The following is a 24,092-nucleotide window of genomic DNA, read 5'->3' as shown; positions in this document are numbered from 1 at the left end:
ATTTCACCGCACTTCTTCTTTTATAATAGGTTATTCTTCAGAACTGCTTTCTTCCAAAGAATCATCTTCATCTGCATCACAAACACGTTCTAAACTTACAACATGTTCATCATCTGCGGTACGAATTAAACGAACACCTTGCGTGTTACGACCTACAATACTCACTTCGCTTACGCGTGTGCGAACAAGGGTTCCTGCATCAGTGATCAACATAATTTGGTCTGTTTCTTCTACTTGAGTTGCGGCAACGACTTTACCATTGCGTTCACTCACTTTAATCGAAATCACACCTTTTGTATTACGTGATTTAGTTGGGTATTCACTTAATTGTGTACGTTTTCCGTAGCCGTTTTGCGTTGCGGTTAAAATTGCACCTTCACCTTTTGGCACAACAAGAGAAACCACTTTATCGATATTTAAGTCTAATGATGCTTCAGCGTTGTCATCAGTAATATCTTCAATTTCTACCGCACTTTCATCGTCAGAAATATCGTTTGTTAAAGCGAGTTTAATACCGCGAACCCCTGTTGCTAAACGCCCCATTGCGCGCACGGCATTTTCTGCAAAACGTACCACGCGACCTTGTGATGAGAACAACATAATTTCATTGCTACCATCAGTAATATCCACGCCGATTAATTCGTCTTCATCACGTAAATTCAATGCGATGATACCGTTTGAACGTGGACGGCTAAATTCGGTTAAGGCGATTTTCTTCACAATACCGCCAGCAGTTGCCATAACTACGAATTTATCTTCTTCGTAAGCAGAAACTGGCAAGATTGCAGTAATACGTTCGTTTTCTTGTAACGGAAGAATATTCACAATTGGACGACCGCGTGCGCCACGGCTTGCTTGCGGAAGTTGATATACTTTCAACCAATATAAACGGCCACGGCTAGAGAAGCATAGGATCGTATCGTGAGTGTTTGCCACCAGTAATTTTTCGATGAAATCTTCTTCTTTCATCTTCGTTGCAGATTTGCCTTTACCGCCACGGCGTTGTGCTTCATAGTCAGTCAATGGTTGGTATTTCACATAACCTTCATGAGAAAGCGTCACCACCACGTCTTCTTGTGCGATTAAATCTTCTAAATCAATATCGCCAGAGGCTGCAGTAATTTCAGTTAAACGATCATCACCGAATTGTGCTTTCACTTCTTCCAATTCTTCACGAATCACTTCCATTAAGCGTTCTGCGCTACTTAAAATATGGAGAAGATCCGCAATTTTAACTAATAATTCCTCATATTCTTTTACAACTTCTTCAAAGGCAATGCCCGTTAAACGATGTAAGCGAAGTTCTAGAATTGCGTTTACTTGCGCTGGCGATAAGTAATATTGTTCACCTTGAATACCTAGATTTTCTTCTAAATCATCAGGACGAGCAGAAACATCAAGAAGATTAATAATATCGCTATGTAACGTCCAAGAACGTGAGCTGATTGCTATTGCGGCCTCTTCACGGTTTTTAGAATTGCGAATGATCGCAATCATTTCATCGATATTAGAACGAGCAACCGCTAAACCTTCCAAAATGTGCGTACGTTCACGCGCTTTGCGAAGCTCAAAGATAGAACGACGTGTCACCACTTCACGGCGGTGTAAAACGAACGATTCAATGATTTCTTTAAGATTAAATAAACGTGGCTGACCGTGATCCAATGCCACCATATTGATACCAAAGGTCACTTGCATTTGAGTGAGGGAGTAAAGATGATTTAATACCACTTCCCCTACTGCATCACGTTTAATATCAATTTCAATACGGATCCCTTCTTTGTTTGAAAGGTCAGTAATATTGCTGATGCCTTCGATTTTTTTCTCGCGAATTAATTCAGCGATTTTCTCGACTAATTTTGCTTTATTTACTTGGTATGGCAATTCAGACACGATAATTTGCTCGCGTCCTTTTTCGTTGGTTTCTACCGTTGCGCGAGCACGAACATACACTTTGCCACGACCAGTGCGATAGGCTTCTTCAATCCCTTTACGACCATTAATTAACGCAGCCGTTGGGAAGTCTGGTCCCGGAATATGTTGCATTAATTCATCAATGGTAATTTCATTGTTGTCGATATAAGCCAAACAACCATTTAATACTTCATTTAAGTTGTGAGGGGGAATGTTAGTTGCCATCCCCACCGCAATACCAGAAGAACCATTTGCTAAAAGTGCTGGAATACGAGTCGGCAATACATCTGGAATCATTAATTCGCCATCATAGTTTGGCGAGAAATTGACGGTTTCTTTATCCAAATCCGTGAGCAATGCTTGCGTAATTTTTTGCATACGCACTTCGGTATAACGCATTGCAGCTGGCGCATCACCATCAATTGAACCGAAGTTACCTTGCCCATCAACCAACATATAGCGAAGTGAGAATGGTTGCGCCATACGAACGATTGTATCGTACACGGCTGAGTCACCATGCGGGTGATATTTACCGATTACATCACCCACAACACGAGCTGATTTTACGTATTTTTTATTGGCGGTATTGCCTTCACGATCCATTGAGAACAACACGCGGCGGTGAACAGGTTTTAAACCATCTCGAACGTCAGGTAATGCACGCCCAACGATAACCGACATCGCGTAGTCAAGGTAGGAAGATTTGAGTTCTTCTTCGATATTGACAGGGGTGATAGATGATTGGATTGAATCCGTCATTGGTATTCCTTTTTTGATCAAAAATTGTGGCGGATTATAGCATAAAGGTATGTTTTTTACATTAGGATTTCGCCTAATGGCGACTTACTTTCTTTTGCTTGTACAAAAGAAAGTAAGCAAAGAAAAGTACCCCCAGTTAAATCGCTGATCTTTGCTTTATTTCAATTTTCTTTACGGCAATTTTCTGAACTCGCAACTGCGTTGCTCAAACAGACGAAAATTGCCTAAAAATTGAAAGTCGCAAAGGCGATTTATATGGGACCTGAGTTATCGGAGGATCATTTAAAAAGTGCGGTTGGTTTTAGGGCGATTTTTATAGGTCGTTTTATTTGTAGGTAGAATTAAATGAGTTCCCTTCTTTTCCGCCTTTGTTTCATAGAATTTGTAGGAAATTTTAGTCTGTTTGAGTCGTTTACGACGAGTTCAGAAAATTTTCGTTAAGCAAATTGTATGAAACAAAGGAAATAAGGAAAAGCAGGGGCGCTTTTCTTTTGCCTACTTTTCTTTGGCGAAGCAAAGAAAAGTAGGGCATACTTTCAAGAATTGAAAGTACGAAATAAGCCTCATTTATTTTTGATGTGCTCTTTTAGCTTTCTGCAACTTCCCATACGCCCCCAGCAACGCCTGATGTTCCTTAAAGTTTTCCAAATTTTCATCACTTGCAGGAAGATTGTAGAATGGATTACCGCCTTCAGAGACAGCTGCCCAAGCTTGTTGAACTGCATCTTTGCCATACATTTTCTCAAACACTGCACGATATTGTGCTGGGGCGCGATTTTGATCTAAATGTAATTCAATGATGGAAATTAATGCGCGGTAATAATTCACACGTTCTACAGTAAATACAGAACTATTCATATTCAGCGTCCAGTTTGCCCAATCTAATGCCTGTTCTAATTCGCCTAATGCCAGGTGGAGCATAGATTTTAATTCACCAACGCGTAAGGTTGTCCAGCCGCTATTTTTCGGTGCAACGATACCGATAAATTCACGCACGCGAGTCGCATCATCAATATCTTGTCCGTCTAATTCATCTAATAATTCTTGATAGGTTTCCGCATCGTGATGCCAGTTTGGTAAATCGAGTAAAATTTCGCGCCAATCCATTCCCATATTGTTGTTAGCGTAAATTAAATCGTCTGCAGGATAAATATCAGACATTCCTGGCACAATAATACGGCACGCATAGACATCCAAATGGTTGTAATCCATTAAATAAACTTCTTTTTCATCCGCACGGAAAATCGCCATTAAATTATTGTATTCTTCCTGCGTTGTACCACTGAAATCCCAATCAGCAAATTCATAATCAGGCGTTTCTTTGAATAAATCCCAAGAAATTAAACCGCTTGAATCAATAAAGTGGGTTTCTAAATTAGCGTGTTCTGCCACATCATCGTTATTGAAAGATGGCGGAGAGAAAACATCCAAATCTTTCAAACTACGACCTTGTAAAAGCTCCGTCACCGTACGTTCTAATGCCACTTGGAAATTTGGATGTGCACCAAAAGAGGCAAAGCACGTGCCGTTATTCGGATTTAATAATACAACGCAAATAACAGGGTATTTTCCGCCAAGTGAAGCATCAAACGCATAAATTGGGAAACCTTCTTCCTCTAATTTTGCAATGGAAGCCTGAATAGAAGGATAGCGATCCATCACAGATTTTGGAATTTCTGGCAGACTGATCGCTTCAGCGATAATTTTGTTTTTCACATAACGCTCAAATACCTCTGACAAGCCTTGCACGCGAGCTTCAAATTTCGTATTGCCTGCAGACATGCCATTTGAGACATAAAGGTTGGCAATAATACTTTGTGGAATGTAAACGGTTTGTTTGTCCGATTGACGAATATAAGGCATCGCCACGATCCCGCGATCATAATTGCCAGATTGTAAATCTACCAATAATTCAGGCGTCAGCTCGGCATTAGGATCAAAATAATCCAATAAATAATCATCTAAAATGCCATTAGGCAGTAAAGCATCATCTTCAATCGGGAACCATTTTTCATTGGGATAATGTACAAAATCGCCGTTTGCAATTTCTTGTCCTAAATAGAAATCGGCAAAGAAATAATTAGTGGAAAGACGCTCAAAGTATTCGCCAAGGGCAGAGGCTAACGCTGCTTTTTTACTTGCTCCCTTACCATTGGAAAAACACTGCGGGCAGTCTTTATCGCGAATATGCACAGACCACACATTTGGCACTGGATTCAACCAAGATGCCTCTTCAATATTAAAACCAAGTGAGGTCAATTTTTGCTGAAATTTTGCAATACTATCTTCCAATGCGGCATCTTTGCCAGGGATAAACGTTTGTTCTGTCATTTTTGTTCCTAAATGAGAAAAAAGTGCGGTGAATAATAGGGGAGTTTTAATAGCGGGGCAAGATTTTTTCGGCAAAAATAAACCCCGAAACACTTCGGGGTTTTCTATCGCACTTTTCTTAGAATTGATAGCGCATATTTGAGAAGAATAGACGGCCTTCTTCTGGATAACCGGCTTGATAGTAGTAGTTTTTATCAAAGATATTTGACACACCCGCTTCTAAGCTAAGTTGTTTGGTGACGTTATAAATCACTTTAGCATTTGTGTTACCAAAACCTGAAAGTTTTACAGTTTTAGCATCATCTAAATAATAGCGACCGTGTTCCGCTTCTTGACTGATATAAAGCGCAACACTTGGTACAATTCTCCAATCTACATAAGCAAAGAATTTATGTTTTGGAATATCTGTGACGATAATATTTTTTGTTTTATTTTTTGCTTGAGTGTAGGTGTAGTTTGCACCAAGAGTTAAATTATCAGTAGCAAAAATGGACGCGGCAAGTTCAGTACCTCTAAAGATTTCTTTACCAACATTTTGCTCTTGACTGACACTATTTGTAATTGCCACTGTATCAATCGCATCTTTCACTTCAGAATAGAACAATGCACCATCTAATCTTAACCAATCACCGAAAGTACGCATATAACTGGCTTCATAATGGTAAGCTGTTTCAGGTTTCAAAAATGGGTTTGGTTCTGTTTTGCCAAAGCGACGAGAGTAACGTTCTTTCATTGTAGCAAAGCGAGTTTTTTTCGCGAAGCTAAGTGAAAACTCGTCATTTTTATCAAAGTTATGCGTGAGTTTAACTTGATAATTAAGCGCCTGTTTATTGTCCATATCAAAAGGACAAATTGCGTTATTTTTGCCCGTTTTTTTACATTTTTTTTCATACTGTTCTGCACGATTAGATTGGCGATAGTCGTAGCTTACGCCTGTGACCAATTTTGTTTGATCAGTAAAAGCATAAGCATTTTCTAAGCCAAAACTATAAGTGCGGTCTTTATCAACTTCAATCGGATCATTGTTGTTATGCGCACGGTGAACATCATATTTCACAATGGCAGAAAATTTTAAGTTATCTTTTGTCGTTAAATTACCGCCTAAGTCAAAACCCGCGCCATAGGAATAGTCTCGGTAAAAACTATTGAAAGCATATTTTTTAGTCTGTTTGGTGAATGTTTCATCATCAAAAGAGCGCAAATCATTTTTGAATGAATCGTAGAAGACTTTTGTATTCAAGTAGAGATTGTGTGCATCAAATTCAGTATGGGATAGAAAATACATACTATCTTTATCCCATATCGGCCAACGCCAGTATCTTCCAGAACCATCTTTACCTGAATAAAGTGGTGACTGCTTATTCCCTTTTTGCGTAGAAAGTACTAAGGCATATTCATCAGATTTGTTTGGTGTAAATGCCATTTTTAGGCTTAGTTTTTTATCTCGTTGAATAGAGTTTTCAGCTCTGCCGCCGTCATCGCCTTTTGGATTGATTTGTTGATAATGACGAGAGAGTTGAGCACCTTGTTTTTCGAGGAATGAGCCACTTAATTGTGCGTAGAACAATTCTTGTTTAGTGCCTAAGTTAAAATAAGTTTGGTTTGTTCCCGTATTGCCACTTTTACCATGGGAAAAGCCATAGCCAATAGTGCCTTCTAATTCTTTTGTTGGTTTTTGAGTGATAAGGTTTACTGCACCACCTAAGGTATTGGCACCATATAATACGGAGCTTGCGCCTTTGGAAATATCAATACGAGATAAATCAAAAGTTGTAAAACGACCAATATCCATATTGCCATCATAGGGAACATAAACCGGGATACCATCAATAAAGACTGGTACTCGTCGCGCATTAAAACCACGCACGAGTAAATTGTGTTCGTTACGCCCGCCACTACGTTCTAAAAAAATACCTGGAGTGGATTTTGCAACATCCGAAACACGAATTTGATTGTTTCTTTGTAAATCAGATTGCTCGATTCTGCTGGTACTTAGGTCGGTGCTATTTTCACCAATTACTTCAATTTGACCAAGAGTGAAAACATTATCTGCATAGGCAGGTAAACACGCCAAACCAATGGCGGTGCAAAGTAAGGTTTTTTTCATATTAATATCCTTCTTCGATTAGAGTTAAAGTAATGTTGGATTGAACCGCACTTTTAATGCAATCGTAATGGTGGCGAAAATTTTTTCATCGTTGAGAGGAAAGTTTTCGCGTAAAGTGCGGTGGGAATCAGTTATGTTTATTTGAGCTTGTGATAATTCATTTAATAAAATCGGGAGAGAAAGATTAAGTTGTTCAGCGATTTGTTGAATAGAAAAATGTTCGAAAGTCATCATCAAACGATCTAAATTGCAGTAAGAAGGCATGCGATTATGTGTGATGAGATCGGCAAATTGAGTGTTGATTTTTACCCATTTCTTCTTACGGCTATAAAAATGCAGTAACAAACCAAATACAGTAAATCCAGCAAAGAAAAGATGAATGTCTAAGGCTTGACTAAAAGGAAAGCCTAGCCACATTGAAATACCACTTGCAACAACGAAAAGCAAACTTAAGGCTAGTCCCCACACTAAGAAAAATTTATAAATCACTTCAAATTTCATTGAATTATCCTTTTCTGAGAAATAAACCTGTGTAAGAAAATATATAACGTTAAATATTATAGAACCATTTTGCCTATTTTTACTACGTTATATTTAAATAAATATAACGATGTTGTAAAATTAGCCATTATTTCTCATTTTTAAGGAGCTAAAATGAAAAAAATGTTCACGATTATCACCGCACTTTTTGCTTTGCAAGTGAGTGCTCAAGATTTAACTTACCAAGCAGGCAGTTTGCCTGAACCAGCCAAAATTGAAAAAGTATTAAGCGCGGGGAATCCGAGTGATGTGTTGTTACTTGCTGTTGCACCTGAAAAATTAGCAGGCTTTGCTGGCTTTAAAATGGAATCAAAAGCAGGTGCGTTGTTTGAAGGCGAGATTAAAAAATTACCCACATTCGGTAAAATTGCAGGAAAAGGCAGTACGCTTTCTGCAGAAAAAATCGTTGCGTTAAAACCTGACTTGATTATTGATGTGGGCAATGTTGCGCCGAATTATAAAGATCAAGCTGACCGCACTTTTGCTCAAACTCAAGTGCCTTATTTGTTATTAGATGGCAGATTAAGTGAAACGCCTGCTTTGTTACGTAAGTTAGGTAAGTTGCTTGGTAACGAAAAACAAGCTGAAGAACAAGCTAAATATGCGGAAGAAACCCTTAAACAAGCACGCGATTTTGCTAAACAACATCATAAAACAGCCTATTTAGCGCGTAATGCGGACGGCTTGCAAACCGGTCAAAAAGGTTCGATTCATACGGAAACAATGGAATTGGTTGGATTAGAAAATGTCGCAGAGGGAGATCAAAAAGGCTTAACTCAAGTTTCAATGGAACAGCTTTTATTGTGGAATCCTCAAATGATTTTCACCCAATATGATGAGTTTTATAAAGCGCTTGAAAACAATCCGCAATGGAAAGAATTAAGTGCGGTGAAAAATCAGCAAGTTTTCTTTGTGCCGCATACACCATTTGGTTGGATTGATTCACCACCGAGTTTAAACCGTTTATTAGGTGTGCGTTGGTTACAACATATGTTGAGTGGTAAGGCGAATGCTGACTTTGTGCCTGAAATGCAACGTTTCTATAAATTGTTTTATCACATTGACTTAACCAACGAGCAAGCGCTTAAGTTGTTTCAAGTAAAATGATGAGATCAGCTTTTCTTTTACGTTCTCCTCGTTTGTTTTTTGTCTTGTTAGTGGGATTGTTGCTTGGCAGTATTTTACTTGCTTTGAATGTGGGGAAATATCCGCTTTCGCCTAGCCAACTTTGGGAGACAATAAGTTGTTCGTTCAACGGGCAATGTGAAGGAAACACGGAACAAACAGTATTGTGGCAAATTCGTTTGCCACGTATTTTTGTCGCTTGTTTTGTCGGGGCTGCGCTTGCTTGTGCGGGCGCAACTTATCAAGGTATGTTTAAAAATCCGCTTGTGTCGCCAGATATTTTGGGCGTTTCAGCGGGTGCAGGTTTTGGGGCAAGTTTGGCAATTTTTTATAATTTGCCAATGGTTTATATCCAACTCTTTGCTTTTAGCGGTGGCATTTTAGCTGTGTTATGCGTATCACTCATTGCCTCGCGTAGTCGCACTCAAGATCCTATTTTAGTGCTGGTGCTTTCTGGAATTGCAATTGGTTCTTTGCTTGGCGCAGGCATTTCTTTGTTAAAAATTCTTGCCGATCCTTTCACTCAATTACCTTCAATCACTTTTTGGCTACTTGGTAGTCTAACGGCTATTAATCAACACGATTTAATTCAACTGATCCCGATGTTGTTGCTAGGGATTATTCCCATTTTTTTATTGCGTTGGCGGTTAAATTTACTGTCTCTTGATGAAGATGAAGCACAAACGCTTGGCGTACCGATTAAACGTACTCGCTGGATTTTAATTGTATTCACCACACTTTGTACGGCAAGTGCGGTTGCAATGACAGGAATTATTGGCTGGGTCGGTTTATTGGTACCGCATATCGCACGCTTGTTGGTGGGCGCCAATTTTATTCGTTTATTGCCGACGTCCTTATTGCTTGGTGCATCTTTTTTATTACTTACAGATACTTTAGCTCGCACGATTGCACCGATTGAATTACCACTTGGTATTTTGACTTCTGCGTGTGGTGCACCATTTTTCCTTTATTTATTAGTGCGAGGGCAAAAATAATGTTACTCGAAACGCAAAATCTTGATATTGGCTATGAAGGAAAAACACTGGTTCAACATATCCAATTTACCCTAGAGGAAAATCAAATTTGTTGTTTGCTTGGTGCAAATGGCGCAGGCAAAAGTACGTTTTTGAAAACCTTATTGGGGTTACAGCCGCCTATTGGTGGTGAGGTTTTTTGGCAAGGAAAATCGCTTTCTCATTATTCTCCAACAGAATTGGCTCGACATATTGCTTATGTGCCACAGGCGCATTCTCATTTATTTCCTTTTTTAGTGCAGGATATGGTGATGATGGGAAGAAGTGCTTTTTTGAAGTGGTATCAAACCCCAAAAAAATCTGATTTAGATTTGGCATTAATGGCGTTGCAAGAGTTAGAAATTGCTCATCTTGCGCAACGTTATTATCATCAATTAAGTGGCGGCGAAAAACAGCTTGTGTTGATTGCCCGTGCGATTGCTCAACAAGCCAAACTTTTAATTATGGACGAACCGACTTCCAGTCTTGATTTTGGTAATCAAATTCGAGTGTTAGAAAAAATAAAACAACTGCAAAAGCAAAATATTGCGCTTATTATTAGCACGCATAATCCACAACAAGCGGCATTTTTAGGGGATAATATTGTTTTTCTTGATCAACAATTTGGCTTTCAACAAGGCGATAAAAAACATTTATTAACCTTAGAAAACTTGGCGAAAATTTACCGCACTTCACCCGAACTTTTACATCAACATTTAAATAACCACATTGAAAAATCACTATGACTATTTACGACATCAATTTTGCTGAACTTTATCAACAACACTTAATCGCTTGTAATCATTACAACTTGCCTCCGACAAAATGGGATAAAAAAGCTGTGAAAATGGCTGAGAATTTAGTCGGCAAGCCTTCAGCATATAATCAGCAATTATTGCAAGCTATGAATGTGCAAATAGATGAAACCGTGTTGGATATTGGCTGTGGCCCCGGTACCTTTGCTGTGCCACTCGCACAACAAGGCTCAACCGTATATGCCTTGGATTATAGCAATGGAATGTTAGATTGCTTGGCGCAATTCAAACAGAAATTTGGTTTGCATCATCTCACGACATTTCATAAATCTTGGGCGGATAATTGGGATGATGTGCCACAAGCTGATGTAGTGTTGGCATCTCGTTCAACGTTGGTGGACGATTTGGACGATATGATCGAAAAACTCTGTGCCAAAGCGAAAAAACGTGTGTTTTTGACTTCTGTCACACAACGTCATTTTTTAGATGAGGGCGTATTTGAGGCAATTGGCCGAGAAGATATTGGTTTCCCCACTTATATTTATTTACTCAATCGGTTGTATCAAAAAGGCATTCAGGCAAATTTGAATTTTATTGAAACTGAATCGGGTTGTTTTCAAGGTGAAAGCTACGAGGATTTATTAGCCTCGGTGGAATTTTCTTTAGGCGAGCTTTCCGAAAAAGAAAAACAAGGTTTAAAAGCCTTTTACGATCGTAAACAAGCTAACAACGAACCCATTTCTCACGGACAGAAAAAATGGGCGTTGATTTGGTGGAATGTGGAACGCATCTAATGTTTTAAGCGGAATCAATTTATTTTTCCATCACTAATTAAAAGGACGATTATGTTATTTGCTTTGCCTGCGCTGAATGATAACTACATTTGGCTTTATCAACGAGAAAATCTGCCTCTTATTATTGTCGATTTGCCTGAAACGGACAAGCTGTTTGCATGGTTAGATAAGCAAAACGCAACGGTTGAAGCGGTGTTGCTTACTCACGAACATGAGGATCATACACAAGGTGTGTCGGCATTTAAAAAACGTTATCCAACAGTGCCGATTTATGGGCCGCAAGAATGTGAGAAAAAAGGCGCGACTCAAATTATGAACGAAGGGACGATCCTTACCGCACATTATCAAATTGATGTCATTCCGACGGGTGGACACACTAAACAGCACGTTAGTTTTTTAGTGGATAATCATTTATTTTGTGGTGATGCGTTATTTTCTGCAGGTTGTGGACGTGTTTTCACAGGTAATTATGCGCAGATGTTTGATGGTTTGCAGCGTTTGAATACATTGCCTGACGAGACGATTGTTTGCCCTGCTCACGAATATACATTGGGAAATTTAGCTTTTGCGGAAACGGTGCTGGTGGATAAAAGTGCGGTAGAAAAACAACGTATTTTTGTTGAAACACAACGGGCTGAAAATAAACCAAGTTTGCCTACCACTTTAAAACTTGAGCGAGAAATTAATCCATTTTTACAAGCAAAAACACTTGAAGAATTTACCGCACTTCGCAAAGCCAAAGATATTTTCTAAGTTATATTTTTTTATTGAGGCAAAGTGCGGTGATTTTTTAATTAGCAGATTATTTCTTTCTCGCTAACATGGTGGCAAATTTCATTTTAATGCGATTGCCGTTTTCATCGGTTTTGTGTAATTCACCCATATTTTCGTTATATTCTAAGAATTCCCAATCTTTGTAATATTCTTTCAATTCGTTTTCAGCAAAAGTGAAAGAGAACGGAAGTGGGCAAGGTACATCATCTGTGGACATGGCGGCAACGATTAAGTTATACCCGCCAATATTGGTGTGTTCTTGCATATTTTTGATGATTGACGGCACACGTTCACGATTTAAGAACATAAACACCACCGTTGAAACAATAAAATCATAGTTTTCTTGAATGTTGGCAGAGTTAATGTCGTAAAGTGCGGTAGAAATATTAAGATTTTCTTTCTCTTTGGTTTCATTTAAAAAGGCAATGCTGTTTTCATTGTGATCCCAAGAGGTCACATCATAGCCTAATAAACTTAAATAAAGTGAATTACGCCCTTGTCCGCAACCTAAATCTAATACTTTACAAGGCGAGATAATTTTTGCTGCATCCACTACATCACCGTGAGTGGTAGTCATGTTGTATTTTTTACTGAAATAATCTTCTTTTTTGCAATAGAAACCTAGGGTACATTCTAAATCATCAGAAAGTGCTTCTACACGATGCCATGCTTGAGGTTCAACAAAAGGAATGTCGCTTTCTGGCGTAAAAATATGCTCGGCAACAACATCGCCATTTTCGGTTAGCTCATAAAATTTGAGCTTACCTTTTAATACAGTTAATTTCCCCCAAGTGCCAACTTTTGTGTTGTGCTTTTCTTGGAACATTTGTGGTAATTTGTCTTTTGTCCACACTGGCATTTGTTTATAGCAAATTAATTCGTTTTTCATAATATTCTCCAAACAGATAAATAGTTGAGTGTTATAGTAGGTTATAAGCCGCCTATTTTCAACTAGAAAATAAAAGGGCAACGTAATGTTGCCCTCATTTAGATTGAATTGATTATTTTACTTGCATGCCGGCAGTGACACCGCTATCAGCAGATAACAAGAATAAGTCACTACCGCCTGTTCCTGCGGATAGAATCATTCCCTCAGACACGCCGAATTTCATTTTACGTGGTGCAAGGTTTGCTACCATAATCACAAAACGACCTTCTAATTCTTCAGGTTTATTGTAAGCCGCTTTAATGCCAGAGAAGACTTGACGAGTATGATCGCCAAGATCTAATTCAAAACGCAAAAGCTTATTAGATTCTGGTACAGCTTCGCATTTCAATACTTTTGCTACACGCATATCAAGTTTAGCGAAATCATCAATAGTGATGGTTTCAGCAATAGGTTCAACGGCAGAAAGTGCGGTTGGTTTTGCTTCAGTTTTTTCTGCTGCCTTATTGGCTGCTGCAAATAAGGCTTTGGTTTCTTCCACAACGGCATCAATTTGTTTTTTCTCTAAACGAGAGAATAAGGCTTTAAACGGCGCAAGAGTATGGCCAAGTAATGGTTGATGAATATTATCCCAACGTAATTCAGCTTGTAAGAAGGCTTCTGCACTTTCTGCCAGTTTTGGAAGAACAGGTTTTAAGTAAGACATCAACATGCGGAAAAGCTCAATTCCCATTGAACATACGGCTTGCAATTCAGCCTCTTTGCCTTCTTCTTTTGCAATCACCCAAGGGGCTTTTTCATCAATGTATTTATTGGCTTTATCCGTTAATGCCATAATTTCACGAATGGCTTTATTGTATTCACGGCTTTCGTAATAAGAGGCGATTTGCTCGGCTTGGGCGGTAAATTCTGCAAATAATGTTTCATCTTCTAGTTTATCCGCAAGTTTGCCTTCAAAGCGTTTCGCAATAAAGCCTGCATTGCGTGAAGCTAAATTCACTAATTTGTTTACAATATCCGTATTGACACGTTGTACGAAATCTTCAAGATTAAAGTCTAAATCTTCAATGCGATCATTTAATTTTGCTGCATAGTAATAACGCAAACATTCAGGATCGATATGATTTAAATAAGTGCTGGCTTGAATGAAAGTTCCACGAGATTTTGACATCTTCGCTCCATCCACCGTGACATAGCCGTGAGTGAATACATTAGTCGGTTTACGGTAGCCGCTGCCTTCAAGCATTGCTGGCCAGAATAAACTGTGGAAATAAACGATGTCTTTACCGATGAAATGATAAAGCTCCGCATCACTGCCTTCTGCCCAAAATTCATTGAAATCAATGCCTTCACGATTACATAGATTTTTGAATGAAGCCATATAGCCGATTGGCGCATCTAACCAAACATAGAAGAATTTATCTTTTGCGCCGGGAATTTCAAAACCGAAATAAGGCGCATCGCGTGAAATATCCCATTGTTGTAAACCGCTCTCAAACCATTCTTGCATTTTGTTCGCAATTTCAGATTGAAGTGAGCCAGAACGTGTCCATTCTTTTAACATGCCTTCAAAAGCGGGTAAGTCAAAGAAAAAGTGTTCAGATTCTTTTACGATAGGTGTTGCGCCAGAAACGGCTGAACGAGGATTAATTAAATCCATTGGGCTATAAGTAGAAGCACACACTTCGCAGTTATCGCCATATTGATCTTCTGCTTTACATTTCGGGCAAGTGCCTTTCACAAAACGATCCGGTAAGAACATATTTTTTTCAGGGTCGAATAACTGAGAAATAACTTTACTCTTAATAAAGCCATTGGCTTTGAGTTTATTGTAAATTTCTGCAGTAAGCTCTTTGTTTTCTTCGCTGTGAGTGGAATGGTAGTTATCAAAACTAATATTAAAACCTGCAAAATCACGCACGTGATCGGCTTTTGCTTTGGCAATTAATTCTTCGGGTGTAATGCCAAGTTTATCAGCATTCAGCATAATAGGTGTGCCGTGTGCATCGTCTGCACAGACAAAATGGATTTTATTGCCACGCATACGTTGAAAACGCACCCAAATATCCGCTTGGATATGTTCTAACATATGGCCTAAATGAATTGCCCCATTGGCATAAGGCAAGGCGCAAGTGACTAAAATTTTACGGGGTTGAGTTGTCATTTATTATTCTCTTTTTTAGCATATAAAAATTGTGGACATCTTACCCGATACAGGGCTTTTTTTCTAGTTTGAAAAACTTTAACTTAACATACCGCACTTTCCGTGATTAAATATGCCCGACAAATTTACTCTACTAAACAGGAAGTTATTATGGCAACCTACTTTTCTGATAATTTGACTGCCGAGCAGCAAAATCAAGTTCAGCAGATTATCCAACAATTTCAGCATCCAACCCTGCAAAAGGATCTGATTGCGCTTAATACTTTGAAAAAAGTGGAAAAGGGCGGTGATACTTTACGCATTGAATTGAAATTACCTTTTGCATGGAATTCTGGTGTAGAACAGTTAAAACAAGCGGTTTCAGATGCGTTGTTGAAAGCGACAGATTGCAAAGCAATTAAATGGGCGGTGACTTATCAAATCGCCACACTTAAACGTGCAAATAATCAACCAGCCGTAAAAGGTGTGAAAAATATTATTGCGGTGAGTTCTGGTAAAGGCGGCGTAGGGAAATCATCGGTTTCGGTTAATCTAGCTTTAGCATTACAAGCACAAGGCGCACGTGTTGGAATTTTAGATGCGGATATTTATGGCCCTTCTATTCCACATATGTTAGGCGCAGCGGATCAACGTCCAACTTCGCCAGATAATCAACACATTACCCCAATTAAAGCACATGGTTTATCTGCAAATTCCATTGGCTTTTTAATGAATGAAGATAGCGCAACAATTTGGCGTGGTCCAATGGCGAGTAGCGCATTAAGCCAATTATTAAATGAAACCCTATGGGATAGTTTAGATTATCTTGTTATCGATATGCCTCCGGGCACTGGTGATATTCAACTTACCTTATCACAACAAATCCCTGTAACGGGTGCAGTGGTTGTGACAACCCCACAAGATATTGCTTTGCTTGATGCAGTGAAGGGTATTTCAATGTTTGAGCGAGTATCCGTGCCAGTATTAGGTATTGTGGAAAATATGTCGATGCACATTTGTAGCGAGTGCGGTCACCACGAAGCGATTTTTGGCACAGGCGGTGCAGAGAAAATGGCTGAAAAATACAATGTGAAAGTATTAGGTCAACTTCCTTTACACATTCGTATCCGTGAAGATTTAGATGCAGGCAACCCAACTGTTGTGCGAGTGCCTGAAAATGAAATTTCACAAGCATTCCTACAACTTGCCGAAAAAGTCTCTACAGAACTTTATTGGCAAGGTTCGGTAATTCCAAGTGAGATTTTATTTAAAGAAGTGAAATAATCGAAAAAAAGATAGGGCTGCATGTGCAGCCCTTAAAATTTATTTTCATCTAATTTACCTTGAATATGATGAAATGATCCTTTTATTTGACATAAACAAATATAAAGCTACACTAGCAAGGTATCATTAAGTGATACATTTTTATCGATGGTTAATTATTACAAGGAGAGGCTGATTTTTGACTTATTTTTTATTAAAAATAAACTTTTGTCAGCTATATAACGATGAATATGAGATTACAAGTAAAACAGTGGGGAAATAGTAAAGCAATCCGTTTACCTAAGGACTTTACCGATTCTATGAATTTAGATATGGGGGATTTTTTGGAACTAGAAAAAATCAGCGACAATACAATTAAAGTGATTGTTGTGCCTAATAATCCGAAAAAAAGAAAAAGATTAACCTTAGATGAACGTCTTGCAATGACCTCATCAAAACAATTACCCGTTATTCAAGAATGGGATTTACTTGAGCCGGCAGGGCAGGAAATTTGATGGCTAAACAACAATTTGAAAGAGGTGATATTATCACGGTTTGCTTGAATCCCGTTGTAGGAAATGAATTACAGGGTGAGAAACGTCCTGCATTAGTATTAAGCGATAATAAATTTCATAATTTGGGATTTATGATGATAGCACCGATTACACAAGGAAATGCGGCGCCTGCTAGAGAAAATGGTTTTGCGGTAACGCTAAGTGGGACAGGCTGTAAGACACAAGGTGTGGTTGTTGCATATCAAGCCAGAATAATTGACTTTCGAGGTAGAGACGCGAAAAAAGTTGAATCTGTACCAGATTATGTTTTATTTGAAGTTCAAGACATTGTTGAAGCGATTTTAAGAGACTAAAAATTGCCCTAGTTTTTTTGCTAGGGCAATTTTTATTTACTTCACCCATTTCACCACTTCATCCAACCCTTTACGGGATTTTTTCGCAATATCGCGTGAGCGGTAGCCGAAAGTTGCGGCGACAGAAACCGCATATTCTTGAGGATCAAATAATCCTTCTTCGGCGAGGCATTCATTCATTTTATCGTAATGAAAACCTTCGATTGGGCAAGAATCGATGCCAAGGGCTGCAGCGCCAGTAAGCATATTGGCAAGGGCGATATAAGTTTGTTTACTGCACCAATCAAATAAAGTGCGGTCGCTTTCCAGCAATTTCATATCTTCTTCTTGCAAGGCTTTGTATTTTGCGAAGGCGGCTTGTTGTTGCTCTGCGTTCAAGCCTTTGCGCGTCATCACATCCACAAAAAATGGACTGTCATAACGGGCATTTTTCTTTGCTAACATCACCACAAGGTGACTACAATGATCAAGCTGATTCATCATTCCCCAGCTAAAAGGTTTCATTTTTTCGCGTAAGGTTTTATTTTGAATCACTAAAAATTTCCAAGGTTCAGAGCCTACAGAACTCGGCGATAATCGACCGCACTCTAAAATACATTCAAAATCTTCATCACTGATTTTTTTTGCAGGGTCGTAATAACGTGTTGAGCTGCGTTGATGAAAGAGTTCAAGAACTTGTTCACGAGTAAGTTGAGTCATTTTATTTCCTCTTTTTTAAATAAAAATGTGCTGCCATATTAAAGATTAGTTTTTGCTAAAACAAGGGAAAGATTCTAGAATAGTCAGCACTTTTATCACAGAGGGTGCAAATAATGACAAGAATTGCAATTATTCCTGCGAGAGCAGGTTCTAAAGGAATTAAAGACAAAAATTTACAGCTTGTGGGTGGCGTTTCTTTGGTCGGGCGAGCGATTTTAGCGGCGCAAGAATCGGGCATGTTTGATCAAATTGTGGTGACATCAGACGGTGAAAATATTTTAAAAGAAGCCACAAAATACGGCGCAAAAGCAGTGGCACGCCCTGAAAGTTTAGCGCAAAGTGATACACGCACCATTGATGCGATTTTGCATTGCTTAGAAACACTCAATATTTCACAAGGCACCGCCGCACTTTTGCAACCAACCAGCCCATTGCGCAATGCTTTAGATATTCGTAATGCGATGGAAATTTTCCTTGGCGGCAAATATAAATCAGTGGTTTCCGCTTGCGAATGTGAGCATCATCCTTATAAATCCTTCACTTTAGAAGGCACCGAAGTTCAGCCTATTCACGAATTAACGGATTTTGAAGCCCCTCGCCAAAAATTACCGAAATCTTATCGTGCAAATGGCGCAATTTATATTAATGACATCGAAAGTCTCTTTGAAGAAAAACGCTTTTTTATTGCGCCAATGCGTTTTTATTTAATGCCAACTTATCGTTCCATTGATATTGATTCCACACTTGATTTGCAATTAGCCGAAAGTTTGATTTCAAAAGAATTCTAAAAAAATTGGCCGCATGTCGCGGCCTTTGTTTTTTGATAAGCCTATTTGCTTTTTCCCAATAAAAACTTCTCTAAAACTCACCGCACTTTTGGCTTACTTCTTGCGCAAAAAAAAGCAAACGTTTGCCTTTGTTTCTCATTACACTTGATAAATGTAAATTATCGTAAAGATTGTATTTTTAAATTGAATTTCATGACTAAATCTGTATAATTTTTCCACTTTATTTACGCCCAAGTTCTTTTATTAATTGAATAAGAGATTGAGGGTATTTTTAACATCGTTAGAGAGACATTTATGAATAAAATCTTCCGTATCGTTTGGAGCCAAGCAACGCAATCTTGGGTGGCGGTTTCAGAATTAACCAAAGCACATAAAAAACAAAGTGCATCAAATGCACAAAAAAGTGCGGTCAAATTTTCAGGCAATTTTATTAAATCTTCAGCAGTCGCATTGGCGTTATTAAGCGGTCATTCGGCTTATGCTGTCGTCAATGAACCGGGCACAGGTAGTGATACCAATGTCGCTTGGGGGCAATCGTCAAATGCTTCAGGAAATAATGCCGTTGCTGTAGGTAAAGAATCTAAGGCTACTCAGAACAATGCAGTAGCGGTAGGTAGAAAAGCACAAGCCACAGGAGATAGTGCAATTGCCCTAGGTATTGACTCTAAATCTACTAGTGACCAGTCAGTTGCTGTTGGGGTGCTGGCTCAGGCAACTGATAAGCAAGCAGTGGCAGTAGGTTATAAAAGTCAAGCAACCGGTGTGAATTCTATTTCTATAGGGAATACATCTGCTGCAAGCGGTAATAATAGTATTGCTTTAGGTTCTAACACAAAAGCAACTGGTGCTACATCTGTAGCATTGGGAACCGGATCGAATGCGACGGGTAACGATAGTTATGCCCTCGGATGGGGAAGCAATGCAAGTGCTGAAAAGTCAATGGCTCTTGGTCACTCTAGTAAAGCAAGAAAGGTTAATGATATTGCTTTCGGTAGAGAAGCTGAAACTCGAGATCAAGGTTCAGGTCATAGTGTAGCTATTGGAGCTGGAGCGGTTTCTGGGAGTAATAAGGGCGTTTTAAATCGTAGTGGTGACGATGCAGGCGGTGTAGCTATTGGTACTGGTGCTTTTACAGGAGTTAATAGAGACAGTGCGATTTCTATCAATTCTTCTGTGGCAGTAGGAGCCGGTGCTGGAGCAGGATTTAGAAGTTTAGATCCTAATAAAATGCCTGCGGGAAATGCGACAGATGTTGACACTAATGATGAAGTGCTAAAAAAAGCGTTTGGTGTTAAAGATGTTAATACTGATTTCCAAAGAATAGCTGGTGGAACAAACGGATATACAAATGTAGATATTAATGAAGCCACAGCGTTGGGTCGTAATGCACGTGCTATAGGAGACCAATCTGTGGCAATCGGGGCCCAAACAATTGCTGGTATGGGTGCGATAGCTTTAGGTGGAAATGATATCACTCAATTTGCAGATAAAAAGTATTACAAATCAACTAAAGAAAATTTTAAGGTTACAGAAACAGAAGATCATAATCAAGACGCAAACATATCTAATGACACAATTAGTGGTGCTTATGCACGTCTTGTTGGTACTCCTTTAGATAAAAAATATAAAGCAACTTATGCACAAGATGGTTCAGTAGTATTAGGGGCACAAGCTCACTCGGGTACACCATTAGGTACGGCTATCGGTACGAATGCTTTAGTGCGTAAAGGTGCATTTGGTGCAACAGCAATTGGTGCCGGTTCGCAAATTCAAGCAAATGCAGAAGCAGCAGTTGCAATAGGTATGGGAGCTTTGGCTAATGGTAAGTATGCAGTAGCAGCAGGTACAGCAGCGAAAGCAGAAGAATCAGCTGTGGCTGCAGGTTATAAAGCAAATGCTGATAAATCTGCGGTAGCGGTTGGTGATCATTCTAATGCGACAACCTCTTCTGTTGCAGTCGGTCAAGGGGCACAAGCAACAAAAGAGGCTGATATTGCAGTTGGTCAAGGGGCGAAAGCGTCTGGGGAACAAGGCGCTATTGCTATGGGTCTTGGTACACAGGCGCAAGGTGACTCCTCCATCATGATTGGTGGATCGGAAATTACCAAGGTAGCTAGTCAAAAAGTAAGTTATCAAAAAGAGAAAAAAGACGCACAAAAACGTACGGTCATCAAAACCACTAAAAAAATAGAGACCATTGGTGGAGAACAAGTTGAACGTACCATCCGTTCTGTAGAAATGGAAAATGCAACGGGTACTATTCAACAAGCCTATGGTGAGTTAACGAATGGCGCTACTTTAAATATTGATAAATTAGATTATTCTTTAGCTGCTAATAAAAACGGTCATGGTTCTATTTCCATGGGGATTCATTCCTTATCTACTGGAGATTTAGGTACGGCTATTGGTACTGGGGCACGTGTCACAAAATTAGGTGGTGTTGCCCTAGGAACAGGAGCTGTTTCCGAACTACAAAATGGGGTGGCTATCGGTACAGGTTCTAGAGCAGATGACAAATCTATTGGTACTCGTCAAACAGATATTTCCTATGATGAAGAGGGCCATATTGTACCATTTGATAGTAAAAAAGTAGCCTATACATTCTATTGGGCTGGTGGTACGAATACATCTGAAGGTGACGTAGTATCTTTTGGTACACCAGGGGCAGAACGTCAGTTGAAAAACGTGGCGGCGGGTCGTATTGCAGATGATTCTACAGATGCGATCAACGGTTCTCAGCTAAACTCTGTTACAAAACGTATGTCCAGTGGTTGGGCAGTAGAAGCTGAGAAAGATAAGGACAGTTCTGGTGTGTTGAAACTAAAAGGTACTGAAGCAACAGCAGGAACTGAAGTACATAGTGCCGATGGTAAAACAACGACAAGAGAAAATCCAGGTACGGCTACAGGTAAAGTAGATAAAGTTCGTCTTAATGATGAAGTGAAAATTCGTGTAGGCGATAACTTGGTATTAAATCAAGAAGATGCGACTAGAGATGCCTATGAAGATCCTGATAACCCTAATCGTAAAACAGGGACTCATGTTACTTCTAAATTCACATATTCTTTGAATCCAGTATTGAGTAACTTAACCAGCGCAGAGTTTAAAGGCACAGATGCAAATGCGCCGACAACCATGCTCACTAATGCAGGCGTAACCATTACTCCGGCAACCTCTACAGGTAAGAAACCCGTTTCATTGACTGAAAATGGCTTAAACAACGGCGGCAATCCGATTACCAACGTAGCTGGCAACCTTGATGGTGCGAAAACAGGTACAACTGAGCCGACAACTAAAGCAGACAAACCGAATAATGTAAATGACATCAAAAACAACGCTGCAACCGTGGGCGATGTGTTGAATGCAGGCTGGAACTTGCAAGAGAAAGGTACAGCAAAAGATTTTGTTACCGCTTATGACACTGTTAATTTTGTTGACGGCGACGGCACAAGTGTATCTGTTACAAATACAGACGGCAAAACCAGTACAATCAAATACAGCGCAAACCTTGGCGATGGTTTGGAAAAAACCAACGACAATAAAATCAAGGTAAAAGCTGCAGATAACACCCTTACAACCGATGCCAACGGCTTAAAAGTTAATACCGGTACAATTAATCCTGTTGACTCAGGAGATAAAGCTGGAACCGTAGCGGTCAATACTGATGACGCAGGTAAAATCGCAACGGTAGATACGGTTGTAAATGCTGTGAATAACGCGGCTTGGACAGCTACATCAGCAGCAACAACTGCTGGTGAATTAGGTAAAGAAGCTACTAACCAATTGGTAAAAGCTGGTGACAAAGTAACTTTTGAGGCAGATAAAAACATCAAGATTACACAAAATGCTGGCAAATTTACATTTGCTACAAAAGATAATGTATCTTTCGACACTGTACAAATAGGTGGTAGCGAAGGGCCTAAATTTGCTAAAGCAACTGATGGTTCTATCAAAGTATCTGATAAAGATGGTAAAGAACCTGTAAAAATTACAAATGTAAAAGATGGAGACATTTCTGCAAACTCTAAAGATGCTATTAACGGTAGTCAATTCCATAAAGTGGCAAATAATACAATTCAGTTAAAAGGACAAAATGGCACTGATACGGCTACTGAAACTAAGAAACAAGCGTTAAATAAAGAAGATGGAATCGCTTTCACTGTTAAATCTAGCGATGGCACATTGTTAGATGTAGCTGCATCTGGAGATACCATCACATTAACTCCAAAAACAGGTACGATTACAACAACAAATGGAGTGCCAACAGCTAATACAACTGGTGGTAAATTGGTCACTGCGGATCAATTGGTGAATGCTTTAACAGAAATGGGTTGGAAAGCGACAGCAGATAAAGATGGCACTGGTACAGTAGAAGGTAACGCTGAAGAGTTAATCAAAGCTGGAGAGAAAGTAACTTTCAAAGCAGGCAATAATTTAGCGATTAAACAAGCTGGTAAAGAGTTTATCTATTCCCTAAACCCAGTATTAAGTGGCTTAACAAGTGCTGAATTTAAAAACCAAGCTGGTGATAAAACTGTAATCAATAGTGATGGCATGACAATCACTCCAAAAGATGCGCCAGCAAACCCAGTATCTTTGACAAAAGATGGCTTAGATAATGGTGGTAAAACAATTAAAAATGTTACATCTGGTTTGACGAATTATGCAGAAGGAAAACCAAAAGACGGCCTTGTGAATTTAAGTAAACCAGCTACAGGTACTCCAGCTGTTCCTGATACTACAGCGGCTACTGTAGGTGATTTACGTAATATGGGTTGGGTTGTATCTTCGGACAAAACAACAGGCGATTTAACAAAAGCGTATACAGATCAAGTAAAAAATGCTGATGAAGTGAAGTTTGTTGGAGAAGGTGGCGTTACTGTATCTGGTAAAACAGAGAATGGCATTCGTACTATCACTGTGAAAGCAGAGGCTCAAGAAATGCCTGAGCAACCTGTAAGTTATACAACCGCAGAGGGAACAAAAGTATATCCTAAAACTGTAGTAAAACCAGATGGTAGTAAAGAAGTTAAATATTATTCTGAGCCAGATGGAAAAGGAACTGAAATTGCAAAAGATAAAGTCATTACTTCTGTTAATGGCCCAGAGGGTACAACAGCACCAACAACATTATCTAATGTAGCAGGTAACTTAGATGGTGCAAAAGCAAATACTCAAGCACCAACGACCAATGCGGCAGCACCAAATACAACGGATAAAAATGGTGATAAGTACATTAATCCAAACAACGCCGCAACCGTGGGCGATGTATTGAATGCAGGTTGGAACTTACAAAACAACGGCGAAGCTCGTGACTTTGTGAAACCGTACGA

Annotated in this window: 17 protein-coding genes; 10 read left to right on the top strand and 7 right to left on the bottom strand. The window is 39.3% G+C overall.

Going from position 1 to position 24,092, the window contains the following annotated elements; all coding sequences use genetic code 11:
• Positions 1-30 precede the first annotated feature (30 nt).
• The 4 genes from gyrA to A8M50_RS02935 form a co-directional block, all read right to left on the bottom strand.
• Positions 31-2,673 (bottom strand): DNA topoisomerase (ATP-hydrolyzing) subunit A, encoded by a 2,643-nt coding sequence (gene gyrA / locus A8M50_RS02950; protein ID WP_005646481.1) that lies wholly within the window; start codon positions 2,671-2,673, stop codon positions 31-33.
• Positions 2,674-3,240: 567 nt separating this feature from the next.
• Positions 3,241-5,004 (bottom strand): 30S ribosomal protein S12 methylthiotransferase accessory factor YcaO, encoded by a 1,764-nt coding sequence (gene ycaO / locus A8M50_RS02945; protein WP_032826591.1) that lies wholly within the window; start codon positions 5,002-5,004, stop codon positions 3,241-3,243.
• A 118-nt stretch (positions 5,005-5,122) separates the two neighbouring features.
• Positions 5,123-7,111 carry a TonB-dependent receptor plug domain-containing protein gene (locus A8M50_RS02940; protein WP_005646629.1) on the bottom strand — a complete coding sequence of 663 codons (1,989 nt, stop codon included), beginning with the start codon at positions 7,109-7,111 and terminating at the stop codon, positions 5,123-5,125.
• Between the two features lie 24 nt (positions 7,112-7,135).
• Positions 7,136-7,612: a hypothetical protein gene (locus A8M50_RS02935; protein ID WP_005646623.1), complete on the bottom strand. Its 477-nt coding sequence runs from the start codon at positions 7,610-7,612 to the stop codon at positions 7,136-7,138.
• 153 nt (positions 7,613-7,765) lie between these two features.
• Here A8M50_RS02935 and A8M50_RS02930 point away from each other — a divergent pair, with 153 nt between their 5' ends.
• The 5 genes from A8M50_RS02930 to gloB are packed head-to-tail and all read left to right on the top strand — an operon-like array spanning position 7,766 to position 12,091.
• Positions 7,766-8,758 carry an iron ABC transporter substrate-binding protein gene (locus A8M50_RS02930; RefSeq protein WP_005646568.1) on the top strand — a complete coding sequence of 331 codons (993 nt, stop codon included), beginning with the start codon at positions 7,766-7,768 and terminating at the stop codon, positions 8,756-8,758.
• Complete coding sequence (locus tag A8M50_RS02925) at positions 8,755-9,771, top strand: FecCD family ABC transporter permease (RefSeq protein WP_005646572.1); 1,017 nt, start codon at positions 8,755-8,757, stop codon at positions 9,769-9,771. The genes A8M50_RS02930 and A8M50_RS02925 overlap by 4 nt, the downstream gene beginning before the upstream one ends.
• Complete coding sequence (locus A8M50_RS02920) at positions 9,771-10,535, top strand: ABC transporter ATP-binding protein (protein ID WP_005646662.1); 765 nt, start codon at positions 9,771-9,773, stop codon at positions 10,533-10,535. The genes A8M50_RS02925 and A8M50_RS02920 overlap by 1 nt, the downstream gene beginning before the upstream one ends.
• Positions 10,532-11,338, top strand: coding sequence for a methyltransferase domain-containing protein (locus A8M50_RS02915; protein ID WP_005646671.1), 807 nt, complete (start codon positions 10,532-10,534; stop codon positions 11,336-11,338). Before A8M50_RS02920 ends, A8M50_RS02915 begins: the two co-directional genes overlap by 4 nt.
• Positions 11,339-11,389: 51 nt before the next feature.
• Positions 11,390-12,091: a hydroxyacylglutathione hydrolase gene (gloB, locus tag A8M50_RS02910; RefSeq protein WP_005646679.1), complete on the top strand. Its 702-nt coding sequence runs from the start codon at positions 11,390-11,392 to the stop codon at positions 12,089-12,091.
• A gap of 49 nt (positions 12,092-12,140) precedes the next feature.
• On the opposite strand, the gene tehB is transcribed toward gloB, so the two are convergent.
• Positions 12,141-13,001 carry an SAM-dependent methyltransferase TehB gene (tehB, locus tag A8M50_RS02905; protein WP_005646637.1) on the bottom strand — a complete coding sequence of 287 codons (861 nt, stop codon included), beginning with the start codon at positions 12,999-13,001 and terminating at the stop codon, positions 12,141-12,143.
• A 112-nt stretch (positions 13,002-13,113) separates the two neighbouring features.
• Complete coding sequence (metG, locus tag A8M50_RS02900) at positions 13,114-15,162, bottom strand: methionine--tRNA ligase (protein WP_005646612.1); 2,049 nt, start codon at positions 15,160-15,162, stop codon at positions 13,114-13,116.
• 150 nt (positions 15,163-15,312) lie between these two features.
• Between metG and apbC the strand changes: the two genes are divergently transcribed.
• From apbC to A8M50_RS02885, 3 genes are all read left to right on the top strand, one after another.
• Complete coding sequence (apbC, locus tag A8M50_RS02895; protein WP_005646653.1) at positions 15,313-16,425, top strand: iron-sulfur cluster carrier protein ApbC; 1,113 nt, start codon at positions 15,313-15,315, stop codon at positions 16,423-16,425.
• A gap of 224 nt (positions 16,426-16,649) precedes the next feature.
• Positions 16,650-16,919, top strand: a complete 270-nt coding sequence (locus tag A8M50_RS02890) for an AbrB/MazE/SpoVT family DNA-binding domain-containing protein (protein ID WP_032826589.1) — start codon at positions 16,650-16,652, stop codon at positions 16,917-16,919.
• A complete protein-coding gene (locus A8M50_RS02885; RefSeq protein ID WP_005646660.1) occupies positions 16,919-17,272 on the top strand; it encodes a type II toxin-antitoxin system PemK/MazF family toxin in 354 nt (117 codons plus the stop codon). Before A8M50_RS02890 ends, A8M50_RS02885 begins: the two co-directional genes overlap by 1 nt.
• A gap of 36 nt (positions 17,273-17,308) precedes the next feature.
• Here A8M50_RS02885 and A8M50_RS02880 read toward each other — a convergent pair whose 3' ends face one another.
• The gene (locus A8M50_RS02880; protein ID WP_005646532.1) at positions 17,309-17,971 is read right to left on the bottom strand and encodes an NAD(P)H-dependent oxidoreductase; all 663 of its coding nucleotides are present in this window, start codon (positions 17,969-17,971) and stop codon (positions 17,309-17,311) included.
• Positions 17,972-18,084: 113 nt separating this feature from the next.
• On the opposite strand from A8M50_RS02880, the gene siaB reads away from it, so the two are divergent.
• Positions 18,085-18,759: a 5-acetyl neuraminic acid cytidyl-transferase gene (gene siaB, locus A8M50_RS02875; protein ID WP_005646563.1), complete on the top strand. Its 675-nt coding sequence runs from the start codon at positions 18,085-18,087 to the stop codon at positions 18,757-18,759.
• A 294-nt stretch (positions 18,760-19,053) separates the two neighbouring features.
• Positions 19,054-24,092, top strand: a 5,039-nt coding sequence (locus A8M50_RS02870; RefSeq protein ID WP_216818624.1) for an ESPR-type extended signal peptide-containing protein, incomplete at its 3' end; no start/stop codon positions are given.

The sequence above is a fragment of the Haemophilus haemolyticus genome (assembly GCF_001679045.1).
Classification (GTDB): Bacteria; Pseudomonadota; Gammaproteobacteria; order Enterobacterales; family Pasteurellaceae; genus Haemophilus; species Haemophilus haemolyticus.
The sequence above is the reverse complement of the archived record's forward strand: the minus strand, read 5'-3'. Positions and strand labels throughout refer to the sequence as shown.